The sequence below is a fragment of the Proteiniphilum saccharofermentans genome (assembly GCF_900095135.1).
Lineage (GTDB): Bacteria > Bacteroidota > Bacteroidia > Bacteroidales > Dysgonomonadaceae > Proteiniphilum > Proteiniphilum saccharofermentans.
This window is the reverse complement of sequence record NZ_LT605205.1, coordinates 2,971,285-2,987,704: the sequence shown is the minus strand read 5'-3', so window position 1 is coordinate 2,987,704 and position 16,420 is coordinate 2,971,285. Positions and strand designations below refer to the sequence as shown.

At 44.7% G+C, this 16,420-nt stretch carries 13 protein-coding genes; 4 read left to right on the top strand and 9 right to left on the bottom strand.

The genetic code is table 11. The features are described from left to right. Positions 1-7 precede the first annotated feature (7 nt). The 3 genes from PSM36_RS11670 to PSM36_RS11660 all read right to left on the bottom strand — a co-directional run bounded on the left by PSM36_RS11670 (position 8) and on the right by PSM36_RS11660 (position 3,553). Entirely contained in the window at positions 8-1,306 is a 1,299-nt protein-coding gene (locus PSM36_RS11670; protein ID WP_076931037.1) for a sensor histidine kinase, read from the bottom strand. Positions 1,307-1,391: 85 nt separating this feature from the next. Beyond that, a complete protein-coding gene (locus tag PSM36_RS11665) occupies positions 1,392-2,747 on the bottom strand; it encodes a sigma-54-dependent transcriptional regulator (protein ID WP_076931036.1) in 1,356 nt (451 codons plus the stop codon). Between the two features lie 146 nt (positions 2,748-2,893). Further along, a complete protein-coding gene (locus PSM36_RS11660) occupies positions 2,894-3,553 on the bottom strand; it encodes a hypothetical protein (RefSeq protein ID WP_154671018.1) in 660 nt (219 codons plus the stop codon). 168 nt (positions 3,554-3,721) lie between these two features. On the opposite strand from PSM36_RS11660, the gene PSM36_RS11655 reads away from it, so the two are divergent. After that, on the top strand, positions 3,722-4,678 hold the full coding sequence (locus PSM36_RS11655) for an IS1595 family transposase (protein WP_076931034.1): 957 nt from the start codon (positions 3,722-3,724) through the stop codon (positions 4,676-4,678). On the opposite strand, the gene PSM36_RS11650 is transcribed toward PSM36_RS11655, so the two are convergent. The 5 genes from PSM36_RS11650 to PSM36_RS11630 form a co-directional block, all read right to left on the bottom strand. After that, positions 4,679-5,086, bottom strand: coding sequence for a hypothetical protein (locus tag PSM36_RS11650; RefSeq protein ID WP_076931033.1), 408 nt, complete (start codon positions 5,084-5,086; stop codon positions 4,679-4,681). Between the two features lie 7 nt (positions 5,087-5,093). Next, complete coding sequence (locus PSM36_RS11645) at positions 5,094-6,407, bottom strand: ABC transporter permease (RefSeq protein WP_076932225.1); 1,314 nt, start codon at positions 6,405-6,407, stop codon at positions 5,094-5,096. A 33-nt stretch (positions 6,408-6,440) separates the two neighbouring features. Beyond that, positions 6,441-7,688, bottom strand: coding sequence for an efflux RND transporter periplasmic adaptor subunit (locus tag PSM36_RS11640; protein WP_076932224.1), 1,248 nt, complete (start codon positions 7,686-7,688; stop codon positions 6,441-6,443). 165 nt (positions 7,689-7,853) lie between these two features. Further along, positions 7,854-9,188 carry a dicarboxylate/amino acid:cation symporter gene (locus PSM36_RS11635; RefSeq protein ID WP_044060117.1) on the bottom strand — a complete coding sequence of 445 codons (1,335 nt, stop codon included), beginning with the start codon at positions 9,186-9,188 and terminating at the stop codon, positions 7,854-7,856. 6 nt (positions 9,189-9,194) lie between these two features. Continuing rightward, the gene (locus tag PSM36_RS11630; protein WP_076931032.1) at positions 9,195-9,545 is read right to left on the bottom strand and encodes a DUF488 domain-containing protein; all 351 of its coding nucleotides are present in this window, start codon (positions 9,543-9,545) and stop codon (positions 9,195-9,197) included. A 259-nt stretch (positions 9,546-9,804) separates the two neighbouring features. On the opposite strand from PSM36_RS11630, the gene PSM36_RS11625 reads away from it, so the two are divergent. Next, on the top strand, positions 9,805-11,949 hold the full coding sequence (locus PSM36_RS11625; RefSeq protein WP_154671017.1) for a S9 family peptidase: 2,145 nt from the start codon (positions 9,805-9,807) through the stop codon (positions 11,947-11,949). A 17-nt stretch (positions 11,950-11,966) separates the two neighbouring features. Next, on the top strand, positions 11,967-12,866 hold the full coding sequence (locus tag PSM36_RS11620) for a cation diffusion facilitator family transporter (RefSeq protein WP_076931031.1): 900 nt from the start codon (positions 11,967-11,969) through the stop codon (positions 12,864-12,866). On the opposite strand, the gene speA is transcribed toward PSM36_RS11620, so the two are convergent. After that, positions 12,854-14,752, bottom strand: a complete 1,899-nt coding sequence (gene speA / locus PSM36_RS11615) for a biosynthetic arginine decarboxylase (protein ID WP_076931030.1) — start codon at positions 14,750-14,752, stop codon at positions 12,854-12,856. The genes PSM36_RS11620 and speA overlap by 13 nt on opposite strands. Before the next feature lie 254 nt (positions 14,753-15,006). On the opposite strand from speA, the gene PSM36_RS11610 reads away from it, so the two are divergent. Then, positions 15,007-16,275 carry a serpin family protein gene (locus tag PSM36_RS11610; RefSeq protein WP_076931029.1) on the top strand — a complete coding sequence of 423 codons (1,269 nt, stop codon included), beginning with the start codon at positions 15,007-15,009 and terminating at the stop codon, positions 16,273-16,275. Positions 16,276-16,420: the final 145 nt, after the last annotated feature.

Sequence of the window (16,420 nt, the reverse complement as noted above, 5' to 3'; positions counted from 1 at the left end):
AATCTGTTTAATCGAACCGGATAATAAACCGTGTCCATCCATCGGGGTAGGTGCGTAGGGAATATTGGAAATCGTGCTGGGAAAGTACTTCACGGATAAAAAGCAATCCAATTCCCTGGCCCTGGGGTTTGCTGGAGAAGAAGGGGTTAAATATTTTTTTCTCGATCTCTTTACTGATCCCTTTACCGTTATCCGCCACCACCAGCGTTTTCGGCTGCGAACCGGTGGTGATGATTATCTCGCCATTCTCTTCAATACTTTCTACCGAGTTTTTGATGATGTTGAGTAATACCTGTTCAAAAAGGGATGAGTCGAGACGTATTGGTTGCAGGTTCTTATCGGGATGGAAAGCAAGTTGGATGTTCCTGTTGAGGCACATCACCTCCATAAAACGTGTCAGGTTGCCGATCAACCGGTTCAGGTCGATAGGTTCCGGCTCCGCTTTCGGGATTTTTACCACATCCGCGAAGTTGGTTATAAATCGGCTCATTCCATAACATCTCTCCACGCAGATCTGCATGGCCTGGCGCATATCCTGTGCTTCGGCAAGGGATTCCAGTTCCTTGATCACGGTATCGAGGGTAGAGGTAATTCCCGCAGTGGTGTTATTCACCTCATGCGATATCATACGGATCACTTTTTCATATGCTTTCTTCTCGGCCCGGCGCACCTCTTCCGTAAGGCTCTCTATTAAATAGAACGGACGTGGAAACCCCCGGTCGATAAACGATTCCAACGTGCATTTATACACTGTGCCGTTGCTCAGGCCGATAGAACGGGTTTCGTGCATAGGGATTTCTGAAAGGTCAATCGGCATTGAACCGTGTATTTCGGAAAGCTTTTTGCCTTTTACTTCATTGGCATTTTCCAGTTCCAGCAGTTTAATCGCCGCAGGATTCAGGTCGGTGATCTGATGATCGTAGTTTAGCACGATAACTCCCATGGGGGAGGCGGTGATGAGCAGGTCGAGAAATTCATTCTGTTCCCTGAGTTGGAGCCGTTCGTTCTTCAACTGCGCCATCATCTTATTGAAAATGGCGACTACCCTGTCTGCTTCATATTGTCCTACCTCCCGGAGTTTGGAACTGAAATCCTGCTCCCGGAGCAGATCCATTCCGCTGCTGATCGTTTGTAGTGGACGAACTGTTTTACGGTAGAAAATGATCAGATATATCAATGCTACCAGAATAAGCCCTTCAATAGTCATTGTCCTCCACGACATTGTATGCAGATTTTCGTAAAGTGTAAATCCGAAGACCAACAGCAGTAAAAACACCAGAATATAGAAGTAAACTCTCAGTTTCATATAGTGTATTTATCTCGAATTCAAGATTTAAAATTCAAGATTCAATTATCACTGAATTATCATATCATGAAATTAGCACCTCGTTTCATAAACCATATTTTTCAATGCGCCGGTAAAGGGCGGTTCTGCTTATACCTAACGTACGGGCCGCTTTTGATAAATTACCATTATGTTGTTCGATGGCGTTTCGGATGGTTTGCGCTTCCAGATCGTCTAACGTCATACCATGGACGATGTTGTGAGTGGCAGATGAGGTTTCCGGCAGGGTTGTCTGGCTGCGCAGATCGTCTGCCTGGATACGGTTTTTCCCACTCACCAGTATAGTCCGTTCCACCAGGTTCTTTAATTCCCGGATATTTCCGGGGAAGGGGAGTGTTTGGAGCAATTCGAAAGCACCGGGTGTAAATGATATGGAAGATAACCTGTTTTGTACCGATTGGCGGTCGGCAAAAAATTGAGCCAGCAGAGGGATGTCTTCTTTGCGTTCGCGGAGAGCCGGTAAATGAATCCGGATGAGGTTGATACGGTAGAAGAGATCTTCCCGGAAAGTTTTCTCACGTACCATTGTCGGCAAATCGGCGTTGGTGGCGCTAACCACGCGCACATCCACTTTCCGGGGATTACTATCGCCCAGCACTTCAAAGGTCTGGTCCTGTAATACGCGTAGCAGTTTCACCTGACAGGTGGTGTCGAGTTCGCCGATCTCATCGAGAAAGATAGTTCCTTTGTCCGCCAGTTCGAAGCGCCCTGTACGGTCGGCGTGTGCATCGGTGAACGCTCCTTTCCGGTGCCCGAACATCTCGCTTTCGAAAAGGCTTTGCGACACACCGCCCAGATTGACTTTCACGAACCGCTGCTTTCTGCGGGAGCTGTTTTTATGAATTGCTTCTGCAATCAGTTCTTTGCCTGTACCGCTTTCCCCTGTAATAAGTACCGAAGCATTGGTGTCGGCGATACGGGCTACAGTGGAGAGTACATCGACCAGGACTTCCGATTGTCCGATAATCGAAGAAAAATCATAGTGGTCATCCAGTTCACGGCATGTTTGTAGAAGGTTGGGAACCATTCTTCGTGTTTTTAGTTCGAGCGCCGTTTCCACCGATTTCAACAGTTGGCGGTTATCCCACGGTTTAGTGATAAAATCGAAAGCCCCGGCTTTCATGCCGCGTACAGCAAGCGATATGGAACCCCATGCGGTAATCAGTATCACCGGCACTCTCGGACAGAACACCTGTACTTTTTGTAATAATTCTAATCCTTCTTCGCCTTTCGTTGTCAATGAAAAATTCATATCCATCAGCATCAGATCGGGTGACACCTGGCGTATGAATTCCAGTGCTGCCTCGGGTGGAGCCACCGCTTCGGTTTCATACCCCGCACGTTTCAACAGGAGTGAAAGCGAAGAGCGCACAATTGCGTCGTCGTCAATTATCAGGATCATTTTATCTTTTATAGGATTAATCGATACGTTCACAAATTTTATATTTGTTATTTATATAATCAGTTGATAGAGCCTCTGTCTACAATTTATTTATTTGGGTGAAATAAATAAATTGTCAATTCCTGTACTTTTACTTATCATTCGGGCTAAAACATAAAGCCTAACCCAAGATTTCCACGAAAGCCCGACCAATCTACCCTTAGTTGATTATTTATAGTAGATAATTTAGCGCCGAATTCAAAATCATATCCTGCGCTGCAAGAGATAAAAATATTCCGTGTTACCAATAGCTGTCCCGCAATCAATGGTTGAATACTAAAACCGGTCTCATCCGTGCTTACATTATCGTTTGGGTTGGTTTCATGGACATCGTAATCGGGGAGATCCAATAACGCATCGTATTTTAAACCGGTAAAAGTGACGGCCGGTGAAATTTCACCATAAAGGGAGAAAGGAAGATTGCCTATTTGTGTCCTTAAGAAATGAAACCGATACAGGGCACCCACACGAAATCCGTTCAGCGTGAGTGTTTCGTGATATTTCCCCGAATAATCCGAATAAGCAATCTTGCCCCCGGTTGTCATATACGTCCCTTTTAACCCAATCTCATGACGTTTTAACCGGTACGTTACGTCGATACTATGTGTGATATATCCCGGAAATTTATCCGTGATCCGCACTCCCGGAGGGAGTTGTGTTTTCATGGATGAAAGTGATGCTTCAAAGAGGCGATGCATATCATCCATTTTATAATTTCCGTATCCTGCGGAATAAGCAATACTTACCTGTGCATTTGCTGTTAACACTGCACCTAAAGTCAAAAAGATAATGGCTATATATTTTTTTATGATTATCCGTAATCAGTCCTAAACATTTATTAGGATAATTACCGGAAAACCGGTTGATAATTAACGATATATATTTTCTCATGTCATGGAGAAGTTGTATATTTATGGTCTAAATATCAATAGATTATGAACCTACTTCAATTTATACAAGAGTATCCCGACGAGGCCTCGTGCCGCCAAAAGTTCAAGGAGGAACGCGACCGGATCGGTATCGTGTGCAAAAGGTGTAACTGTACTGACCACTACTGGCTCGAGAACAAGTCGAGTTACGAATGCAAGAAATGCCACTCCCGGACTTCGCTCCGCTCGGGCACTGTGATGGAGAACTCGAAGCTTCCCTGCCGCTACTGGCTCATAACCATCCACTTGCTGACAAGCACGAAAAAGTCATTCTCCACCGAGGAGCTTCGCCGCCAGCTGGGTCACAAGCGCTACCAGCCCATCTGGGAGATGGTTTGCAAACTGCGTGAAGTGATGGGTAAACGTGACGACAAGTCCATGCTCACCGGCCATATCGAACTTGACGATGCCTTCATCACGACCGAAGTGCCCGAAGACCAGAAGGGCAAACCCCGGAAAAGGGGACGTGGCAGCCAGGGAAAGTCAAAAGTGGTGGTGATGTGCGAAAGCCCTCCACGGGATACCCCGAAGAAAGGACGCAAGGACAAGAAGCCCGGACACCTTAAAATGAAAGTCGTGCCCGACCTGAAGTCCGGTACAATTACACAAGTTGCCAAAGAACGTGTCGACGGGGAATCGGACCTTACCACAGACGATTCCACATCCTATGTGGAGCTGGGACAGCTCGTGAACTCACATGCCTCCAAGGTTGTCAAACCCGAAGAAGCGGAGAAGGTGCTACCTTGGGTGCACACCGCCATCAGCAATGTCAAGAGACTGCTACTGGACGTGCACCACAATAAACTCAAACCCGAATACCTGCAATACTACCCCAATGAATTCTGTTACAAGTTCAACCGGAGATTCTTCGGGGAGAAACTTTTCGACAGGCTTGTCATTGCGGCCGTTTCGTTCAGCCCCGATTTCAAATCAAAAATTTATAATAGGTCATATTGCGGATAATCATATAAACTTTATTTCAGCATTTATCTGAATGGTATCGTATTGTATCATATCTCCGTAAAAACCACCGGAATTGGGGAGCGTTCCCCATGCTGTATTGAGCAGGCTGGCTGTTTTTACCTGGTCATATTGCCTGATTTTGCGCGTAAACAGCTCCAGGTTCCGCATCATTCGAATGGAATCGCTCTCTGTGGCATCATACCGTGAATTTTCTTCCGTCAGCACACCATAGGTTATTACATAGGTATCATTGATATCCGAACCTGTTGGAATGCTCTTATTATGGAGGAGGACAAATCCGAAATCCACAATGTACCACATCAATATGCATACAACCAGTAACTCGGCGAATATCCATCCGTTTTGTTTGCGTTGTACCCAAATCTGTTTTATAAGTTGTTTTATCATCTTTGAATCATGTATAGCGTATGTGAAGCGAATCAGTTATATTTTTCCGTAAGGAACGAAATACGGGAATCAGTGCCGAAAGAAGGTTCATTGCGAAACAAACCAGTAGTACCACTAGAAAAATCTTGAAATTGAAAAGCATGGACATTGAAAAGTCGACCGTTGCCCCTTCCGGTAAAGTCTCTGCAATTTGTTTTCCTAAATCGAGGATCCAGTTGCGCGATACCGATATAAAGAGATAGGAAAGCAATAGTCCCGTTATCCCTCCGGCAAAGGTCAATAATAGATTTTCGGTAAATATCTGGTTGAACAGCTTTTTGCGTGATGCACCGAAAGCTTTTCTGACACCCATTTCACTCATGCGTTGTTCCATACGGGTACTGTTTAATCCGGAGAGATTGATCGCCGGTACCAGTAAGAATAACAGGACCAGTAAAAGGTTACGCAACATGATCTTGTGCATATCGGGACCTACGTTGGACCAAAATCGGTTGATTTCCTCCCTCTTCGTATCCGGTTGTCCTGCAAGGTCGATATTCCATTCGGCTGATTGCGCATTATAACGGCGGATATTTTCATTCACTTCTGTGCGGATATTATCAAAGTCATCCGCCGAATGTGCCAACAGATAAATATTTCGCATTGACCCTATCATTCCATCGTGATAGTTATCTTCTTCATTATAACTTTTAGTGGTCGTATAAGGTACCCATACCTGGGCATAGGTGCCCGAAAGGACATAAGACACATCTCTTACTACACCTGCTATACGGAATTCCTTAAAGCCGCATTCGAAATATTTTCCGATGACATCTATTGTGCCGTATAATTTCTTAGCCAAAGATTCGGATATCACCGCTGCCGGTAAACCGGAGCGGAAATCTACTTCGGTAAATGGTTTTCCAAATAAAAACTGAAAAGAGAAAAGATCCCAGTAATGATTGTCTACATAGCGCACCTGTACCCTGTTGAGATAACTATCATTTGGAAGTGAGACAAATTTCGAGACAGGATCCATTTCCAATGATACCAATTTGGGCGTTTTCAGTGATAGAAAGAACATATTGCAGCTTTTATAAGAAAATCCTCCCGAACTATGCCATTTGAGAGTAGTGTCTTTTGGCGTTATGATAATCGTTTTCAGATACAAAGTCCTGTCCCGGTTGGTTTCGGGATAGAGGTTCGCTGTTTTCATATGGTTGATTATTGCCATTACCATGACCATGGAAATTCCCAAAGCCGTCCCGGCAATGTAAATGCCGCTGAATAGTTTGTTCTGCTTAATCAGGTACCACGCCTGTTTGAAGTATTGTTTAATCATTTTATCATGCATTGCATACTATCATTTCCCATATTATTGAGAAACTTTCAACTTATTCTTGTCCCTGTACCGGCTCATATCGGATACTACTACACGGTCGCCCGGTTCCAGACCTGAGATCACTTCGACATATTGATAATTGCTTTCGCCTAATTGTACTTTTCGTTTTTCAAGGGTACCACCATTCAGTACAAACAGTTCATACGTGCCCTGGCCGCTGTAATATGGACCGTTGTCAATGCGCAACACATCCTCCTTGACGGCATTCATCACATAAACATCGGTACGCAATCCCGATCGTAATCGTTGGTTATCGGGATCATCCAACTGCACGGTGAACTGGATCACGCCGTTTTTCGACAGTGGGGTCACGTTGCTGACAACGCCCGTCAACTCATCACTCCCAATCCTGACGACTGCTTTGCTTCCCACAGAAATACGGTCTCCATAGCTGTCGGCAATCTCCCCGTCGATGCGGAACTGCGACAGGTCGGAGAGGATGGCGACTTCGGTACCTTGTCCCACACGGGCACCCACCTGGTTATTGATATAGGTAAGGATAGCTTTTCGTGGTGAGCGGATCTGTGCGTCTTCAAGAATACGTTTGGTTTCGGCAAGCGTCTTACGGAAAATCTCGAGCTCCAGTTCCTGCACACGAAGTTCAGCATCGGCCACCTTACGGTCGTTTTCGAACTTCTTATGTGCCTGTTCTTGTTCCAACTTTGCTACGTTGTAACTGATCTCCACCTCACGGACCTTATCAGTGGTACCCGCTCCAATACTGTCGAGGTATTTCTCATTGACCACTTCTACAGCCATCTTATCGATCTGCATGTCGTTCACTTTTAGTTGCATTTCCATATCACTGAGCGTACTGCTGTTCTTGATACGTTGCTGCTCAATGCGGTATTGGCGCATCTGCAATTCATCCAGCATTTTGCGGTAGTCGGTCTCGATGCTTTGCAGGTCGAGTTGTAGCAAGGGAGTACCCACATCTACGGAGTCACCCGCTCTTTTATGTACTTTCATGATCCGGCTTTCGATGGGAGCGATAACGGTCTCTTCAAATGCCGGCATCACTTTTCCCGATGCGCTCACGGTAACTTCAATCGTTCCTTTATCGACGGAGGAGAGTTGGATATTTTTCAGGGATATACTGTCCCGGAGCAAAGAGATGATTACAGCGATAAGCACTATAGAGGAAAGGATAATAGTTCCATATTTGATCCATCTTTTTCTTTTCTCTTTGAGGAGAACATCTTTGGGTATTTTTCTGTCCATATATGTTGTCTGTTTTGCTTTATTAAAAACAAAACGCATGCCATAAATATAATACGCTGATTATTAGGATTGAATGTGGAGATTAAGTGTCCGTTTCCGAACAGTTCTGTACGGAAGCGGACACTTGGAAAGATGTAGAGATGTAACTACGGAAAAGAAGAAGGATTAGTGCAGGGATATATCATTCTGATTATGGAGTGGATTTTCTTCCTTTTGTACAGAATGATGTAATTTGCCAAGTGATTTGGCTACTACCACTGATACCATGGCGTCGCCTGAGATGTTGATTACTGTGCGACACATATCGAGCGGACGGTCAATGGCAAAGATCAATGCAAGGCCGATCGCCAACTTGTCGGCAGGAAAGCCGATCGATTCCAGTACGATTACTAGCATGATCATACCGGTCCCGGGTACGGCTGCTGCACCGATAGAAGCCAGCAAGGCAGTCAGAATAATAGTCAACTGATCGGAGAAATCCAATGGGAAATGAAGTGCCTGGGTGATGAAGACTGCGGCCACGGCCTGGTAAAGACTGGTGCCGTCCATATTGATAGTGGCGCCTACCGGCAATACAAAACTCGACACTTCATTATCTACACCCAGGTGTTCAGTTACCCGCTCCATCGTCACCGGCAATGTGGCTGCGCTCGAACTGGTGGAGAAAGCGAGAAGTTGTGCCGGAGCAATCCCCTTGATAAACCAATGGGGATTTCTTCCTGTAAAAAGATAGACGACGATCAGGTAGAAGCTAAGCATCAGTATAAGCCCTAAAACCACAGTGGCTCCGTAGAAGAGTAATTTTTGGAGTATTTCCACATTGTCGGTGCTGACAATAATCTGTGCCAGAAGAGCAAATACGGCAAAGGGCGCCATCAGCATGATCAGGTTGACCATCTTCAGCACCACTTCGTTCAATCCGTTGATCAGTCTGGAGACCGGTCTTGCACTTTCCGGATCGATCAACAACATGCTGATACCAAAAATGATAGAGAAAAAGATCACCTGTAACATCAAACTGTTATTGCCGAAAGCGGTAAAAATATTTTCAGGTACTATATCGATCAGGAAAGTCAATGGACCGCTGTCTTGCTGTTCTATTTCCTGTAGGTTGGTGATGATGGATGTATTTCCCGCATAGGTCTCTGTCAACTCGTCAATAGTCTCCTGCGAGATCCCGGCTCCCGGCTTTAGCGTATTAACCAGCAACAGCCCGATGATGATAGCAATTACTGTGGTACTGATATATAGAATAATAGTCCGGACTCCGATATGTCGGAATCTCGATATATCTTTCAGGTCGGATATCCCTTTTACTAACGAAGTAAAGATTAACGGAATTGCTATCAACTTTAATAACCTGATGAAGATGGTGCCGAAAGGGGCGATCCAGTCACTTACAAACTGTTTCCCCCAACTGAAGTTACTGACCAGTGCGCCGAACAATATGCCGAGCGTCATTCCTATTACTATCTTCCAATGCAGGGGGAGTTTCCTCACTTTTAATTACGTTTTTTTATTTAACATTTTCAGTAATACCAATGCATGGGTATGCTCCTCATCTTTTCCTGCGTAGAGCAGTGTCACGTTACCATGCTCTTTTTCGAGGTCTTTTATCCGGTGCAGGTTCTCCTTTTCTTTGAAGAGCTCTTTCCGGTACCGTCCACCGAACTCTTCCCACTTTGCGGGATCATGTTGGAACCATTTCCTTAATTCTGTAGACGGAGCAATTTCTTTTAACCAGAGATCCACATGGGCGTTTTCTTTGGATATGCCGCGCGGCCATAGCCGGTCTATCAGTATACGATATCCGTCATCATCGCCCAATTGATCATATATACGTTTAATCCGGATCATAATGCTCTGTTTATAAACGTTTATTTACCCTTCAGGTAAGTTGGGTTGCCACTTTATAACAAAAGGATAAATAGAATGTTCAATATTTTTCACATAAATTTTGGATTTATGGTTTGTGTATCACAGCTATTTTGCCGGTTCGTGTTGTTTTCAGAAAAAATCATGTAATTTTGCCTTACGAATCCGATAGAAGAGTCAATATAATGGTGAAATGACCCGGTAAATCGGACGATTGAATAAATAGAAATAAAATAATCGCATGAGACATATTAATTTGGTGATTGTGGGTGTTATTACACTTATGGTCGTATCGTGCAATCCTAAAAAAGAAGAAGTGGAGATTTTGAAACAATCCGATTTTCCCGCTCCTCCGGTAGCGGAAGTGATTCCCGATACGTTTATTAATTTCGGGCAACAGCGTGTCGACAACTATTATTGGTTGAAAGACAAAAACAACCCGAAGGTAATTGATTACCTCAATGCCGAGAATATCTATACAGATAGCATAATGGCCTCTACCAGAACGCTTCAGCAGACCATTTTTGAGGAGATTGTAGGTAGAATGAAAGAGGATGATGAGAGTTATCCCTCGTTTAAGGATGGTTATTACTACTATAGCCGCACTGAAAAAGGGAAACAGTATCGCACCTATTGTCGTCGTAAAGGGTCGATGGAATCCCCGGAAGAGATTATTTTCGATGTGAATGCGATGGCCGAAGGGAAACCTGCATTTATTTTCAGAGGCTATTCTATCAGTCCGGATAACAGCAAGGCGGTCTATTTCTATAATGAGACCGGTTCATATGCCGAATTCACGATGAAAGTCAAAGACCTTGCTTCAGGTGAAGATGTAGGGTTTTCAATGGATGGCGTTGCCTCGGTAGCGTGGGCTAACGACAATAAGACGCTTTTCTACAGCGTGATCGACCAGACATTACGATCTTCTAAAGTATACAGGCAACAACTGGATGCGACAGCAGGTGAGTTGGTATATGAAGAGAAGGATGCCCGTTTTGGCACTTACGTCTACGGTAGCAAGACCAGGCAGCATATTTTTATTGCCAGTGCAAGTTCTACCACATCCGAAGAGAGATATATCTCTGCCGACCGGCCTGCCGACCCGTTTAAAGTGTTCCTTCCCCGCGTACAGGATGTGGAGTATAGTGTTTATCCGCATAAGGACAAGTTTTTTGTCCGCTATAAAGACAAAGAGAATCTTAACGGTATGATCTATGAAATGCCGCTCACCGGCTATGAAGATCGTGCTGCCTGGAAACTGTTTGTGCCCCATGATAAGGATGTTCGTATAGAATCGATCGATATACTGAAAGATCATGTGTTGCTCGAGTTAAGGAAAAACGGACTGGCTGAAATTCAGGTCAAACCGGTATCAGGAGAGGGAGAAACGGAAACGATTGCTTTCCCCGAACCGGTCTATACGGCATCACTCAGCGGTAATCCCGAATATGACGCCGTCACTTTCCGGTATTCTTATACGTCGCTTAACCGCCCCACTACTTTATACGAATATAACATAGAAACAAAAGAAACGGAAAAACTGAAAGAACAGGAAGTGCCTTCGGGATTCAACCCTGATGATTATACAGTGGAACGGCTTTGGGCTACCGCTCCCGACGGAGTGCAGGTTCCGATGGCTGTCGTTTACAAGAAAGGATTGAAGAAAGATGGCAGCAATCCCGCGTTGCTCTATTCCTATGGAAGTTACGGAATAAGTTCTGATGTCTATTTCAGTGCGAGCATGTACAGCCTGATCGATCGAGGTTTTGTGTACGCCGTTGCCCAGATCCGTGGAGGAAGCGACCTGGGTGAGCAATGGTATGAAGACGGAAAACTGTTGCATAAAAAGAATACCTTTACCGATTTTATCGCCTGCAGCGAAAAACTGATACAGGATGGTTATACATCTTCCTACAAACTGGCCGCCATGGGGGGGAGTGCAGGGGGATTGCTGATGGGTGCCGTGGCGAATATGCGTCCGGACCTTTACCAGACTATCGTAGCGCAGGTACCGTTTATCGATGTAGTCAACACTATGCTCGACGATACGCTGCCACTCACCACAGGTGAATATGAAGAGTGGGGTAACCCCAATGAAGAGGAATATTACAACTATATCCTTTCTTACTCGCCCTATGATAATATCACTGCGCAGGATTATCCCAATATATTGATTACCGGCGGTATCAACGATTCGCAGGTGCTTTTCCACGAACCGGCCAAATATGCAGCTAAACTGCGCGCACTGAAGACGGATGATAATATCCTGTTGCTCCATATGAATATGGATTCAGGCCATGGAGGTGCTACGGGGCGATATGACGGTATCAAAGATACTGCCTTTGAGTTTGCCTTTATCCTGAATCGTGTCGGGATCGATAAATAGACAGAGTTGAATTAGTTATGCATGCACATCAGCACCACCATCACGATCATCACTACGGACACACGGAGGTAAAGAATATCAGGGCTGCTTTTTTTCTGAATCTTTCTTTCACCATCATTGAGTTAGTCGGTGGTTTGATAACCAATAGTGTGGCAATCCTTTCGGATGCAGTCCATGATCTGGGCGATAGTTTTTCGCTCGGGCTGTCATGGTATTTCCAAAAAGTGGCAAAGAGACCCCGAACCAAGGAATACACCTATGGCTACAAACGTTTTTCGTTATTAGGTGCCGTGATCAATTCGGTGATACTGCTGGTGGGAAGTATCCTGATCCTGACGCATGCTATTCCCCGTCTGTTTAATCCTCAACATCCCGATGTGAAAGGGATGTTGTTACTTGCCGTTCTGGGAGTGATCATTAACGGGATGGCTGTCCTTCGGCTGAGGAAAGGAAGCTCAATCAACGAAAGGGTGGTGTCTCTACATCTCCTGGAAGATGTGCTGGGGTGGCTGGCGGTGTTGATAGGTGCAGGAATCATGTATTTTGTCGACGCGCCATTTATCGATCCTCTCCTTTCCATTCTCATTTCTCTCTATATCCTTTATAATGTGTATAGAAATATCCGTCAAAGCTTGCGTATTATTTTGCAGGGAAGTCCTTCGCAGCTTGATATGGAAGAAGTGAAACGATCGCTACTGGAAATCGGAGAAGTGCAAGATGTACACGATCTCCATGCATGGTCGGTAGACGGCGAATATAACGTAATGACCGTTCACGTGGTACTTCGTAGCGCTCTTCCGATGGAGGAACAACACCGACTAAAATTGGAGATCCGGGACAAACTGTTGTCAATGGGGGTACAGCACTGTACCATTGAGTTTGAAGTGGCGGACGAGGAATGCGTTTATTCCAGATAAGTGTATCCGTACAATCCCGACCGGTAGTTCGAGAGGAATTCTTTCCCTTCTTCTACCGAGATCTTCCCTTGTTTTACAGAACTCATCACCCAGGTCTCCACGGTACGAACCAGTTTCTTGGGATTATACTGTGCATATTCCAGTACTTCTGCTACCGACTCGCCATCGATTACCTGATCGATCTTATATCCGCTTTCGCCCGTAGAAACATGTACCACATTGGTATCGCCGAACAGGTTATGCAGGTCGCCCAGAATTTCCTGATAAGCCCCCACCAGAAAAACACCTATATAATAGGATTCATCTTTTTTAAGAGAATGGACGGGAAGATAAGCAGAGCGGAATCCATCCTGCGAAGCAAAATTGGATATTTTCCCGTCCGAGTCGCAGGTGATATCCTGCAATGTGGCAGTCCTGTCGGGTTTCTCATCCAGCCGGTGAATAGGGATAATTGGAAATACCTGGTCGATGGCCCAGGAGTCGGGGAGCGACTGGAATAACGAGAAGTTACAGAAATATTTGTCGGGTAGCAGGGTAGATAGTTGCCTTAGTTCTTCGGGGGCATGTTTAGCCCGGTTGCTGGTGATATTGATTTCCCGCACGATAGAGAAGTAGAGTTGCTCCATCTGTGCCCGGGTTTTCAAATCGAGCATGCCCAGGCTGAATAGGTCGAGTGACTCTTCCCTGATTTGCTGTGCGTCGTGCCATGCTTCCAGCATCCGTGCCTGTGTAAGCGTATCCCAGATATTGTAGAGTTCTTTCACCAATTCATGGGCATCCTCTTCCAATTCCTGATCCTCCGGCCATGCCGGTAAGGTCGCCGTTTCCAGTACTTCAAAGATTAATACCGAATGATGTGCCGTAAGTGCACGTCCCGATTCGGTAATGATGTCGGGGTGGGGTAGTTCGTTTTTGTTCGCTGCATCCACGAAGGCAAACACCGAGTCGTTCACATACTCCTGTATAGAGTAATTGATGCTGTTCTCGGTGAAGGAGGAACGTGTGCCGTCGTAATCGACACCCAATCCACCCCCTATATCTACATACTGGATCTTGAATCCCATGGCATGGAGCTGGACGTAAAACTGGGCCGCTTCGCGCAATGCGGTCTTAATACGGCGTATCTTTGTAATCTGGCTTCCTATGTGAAAATGGATAAGCTGAAAGCAATCCTCCATCTTATTTGTTTTAAGCACCTCCAGTGCTTCAAGCAGTTCACTCGAATTGAGTCCGAATTTGCTGCCGTCGCCACCCGACTCTTCCCACTTGCCACTGCCGGAGCTGGCCAGTTTCACACGGATACCAATATTGGGTTTTACCTTTAGCCGCTTAGCGATCTTGATGGTCAGGTCGAGTTCATTCAGTTTCTCAACAACGATGAATACTTTCTTTCCCATCTTTTGTGCCAGCAGTGCCAGTTCTATATAACTTTCATCTTTATATCCGTTGCATATGATAAGAGAGTCATTATCGGTATTGATTGCCAGCACGGCATGGAGTTCCGGTTTGGATCCGGCTTCCAGTCCTATATTGAACCGTTTTCCACTGGAAACGATCTCTTCTACTACCTGTCGCATCTGGTTTACCTTGATAGGGTAGATGATGTAATTCTGGGCATTATATTCATACTCTTTCGATGCAATGGCGAAACTTTGAGATATCTTTTCAATACGGTTGTCCAGTATCTCGGGAAACCGTATCAATACGGGAGCTGAAACATCGCGCAGGTACAATTCACGCATTAGCTCGCTCAGGTCTACGCTATAGCCTCCCTGTTTACGTGGAGTTACCTGCACATGACCCTTTTCGTTGACGGAGAAATAACCGTTTCCCCAACCGTTGATATTATATAACTCTTCTGAGTCTTCAATACGCCATCTTCTCATTCCGACAGACAATAATTTAAAAGTGGTACATAAATCAGACCAACCAGTGTAAAACCTGATCAATCAGCAGGCAAAAATACGCATTAATTTTATCATTTACAGTTACTGCAAGTAAAAGATCCCACTTTTCCTCCGTCCCTCCTTTTCACCTTTCCTCCTTTTCACCTTTTTTAATGGTCTTTTTGCAACAATTTGCCGTTTAAATACATCATATAAATATGTAAATGGAGAATGTTCACTTAAATATAACTGTTATGCTATCGAAGATCAACTCATTGTTATTAATGGTAATTATTACAAGCCTGTTTTGGGCTATGTCTTGTGATAAAAACGGCAGTGATGTGCGGGCCGGAGATCTCCCCGATCCCATCCGGATAGACCTGCGCTCGGCAGAGCGGCAGATGGTACGTGCAGACCAGACTTTTGCGTTTGAATTCTTTGAACATCTGTTTGTGGAAGAATCCCTCGGCGAAGACAATAATTTTATGGTTTCGCCGCTGAGCCTGAGCATGGCCCTTGCCATGACATGGAACGGTGCTGCCGGCAAAACAAAGGAGGCTATGCAGCAAACGCTGAAAATGGATGGATTTTCCGATGATGAACTCAATAGTTACTATAAAAAACTCAGGGAGGCTTTATTAAAAACAGATCCTTCCACTAAGTTATCAATTGCCAACGCTATTTTTACCAATCAATCCGTTAAGATCAAGCCCGATTTTGTTAATACTAATCGCTCGTTCTATGAGGCGACTGTAGAAGCTGTCGATTTTACTCGTCCTGAAACCGTAAGTATTATTAATAAGTGGGCATCGGATAATACCAACGGTTTGATAGAGAAAGTGATAGAGAATACCAAACCTGAAGATCTGATGTATCTGCTTAATGCCATTTACTTTAAAGGTATATGGACTTCAGAATTTGACAAGAAGAACACTTCTGAAAGGCCGTTTACCTATGAAAATGGTACACGGAAAAATGTGGAGATGATGAAACAAACTGCAAAGTTTAATTATACCAATGATGGGAACCTCCAATTAGTACAACTTCCCTATGGTAATCAGGCTTTCAGTATGATGGTACTCCTGCCTGCAGAGGATAAAAAACTACAGGATGTGATAGCAACAACCCGTCAGGAGGGTTATTGGGAAAATTTGAAGTCGGGATTGCATGAGGCCGAGGTTGAACTCTCCTTACCTAAATTCAAAACAGAGTATAGTAAAAGGTTGAATGAGGTCCTTGCAAAAATGGGGATGGGGATCGCTTTTGCCAATGTGGCCGATTTTTCACGGATGAGTGATGCACCTGCTAAAATTGATTTCGTTAAACAGGATACCTATATCAGTACTGATGAGTTGGGTACCGAAGCGGCAGTTGTTACTACAATCGGGATGATAATGACCTCCCTTCCTGTAAATCCGGAAAAAGTGGTATTTAACGCTAATCGTCCTTTCCTTTATCTCATTCAGGAAAATTCCACTGGTGCCATTCTCTTTATGGGTGCAGTAAAAAATTTCGACAAGTAGATTTATACACCATTTATAATCCGGGACGACTTATTAATCATCCGGGAGTCCTATCACTCAGCAGGTTTCACCGGTTGGGTGATTTTTTTATTTATATTTTCTCTGTTTTTTATATTCTTTTTTTACTTATTTATTTGTTTGAAAT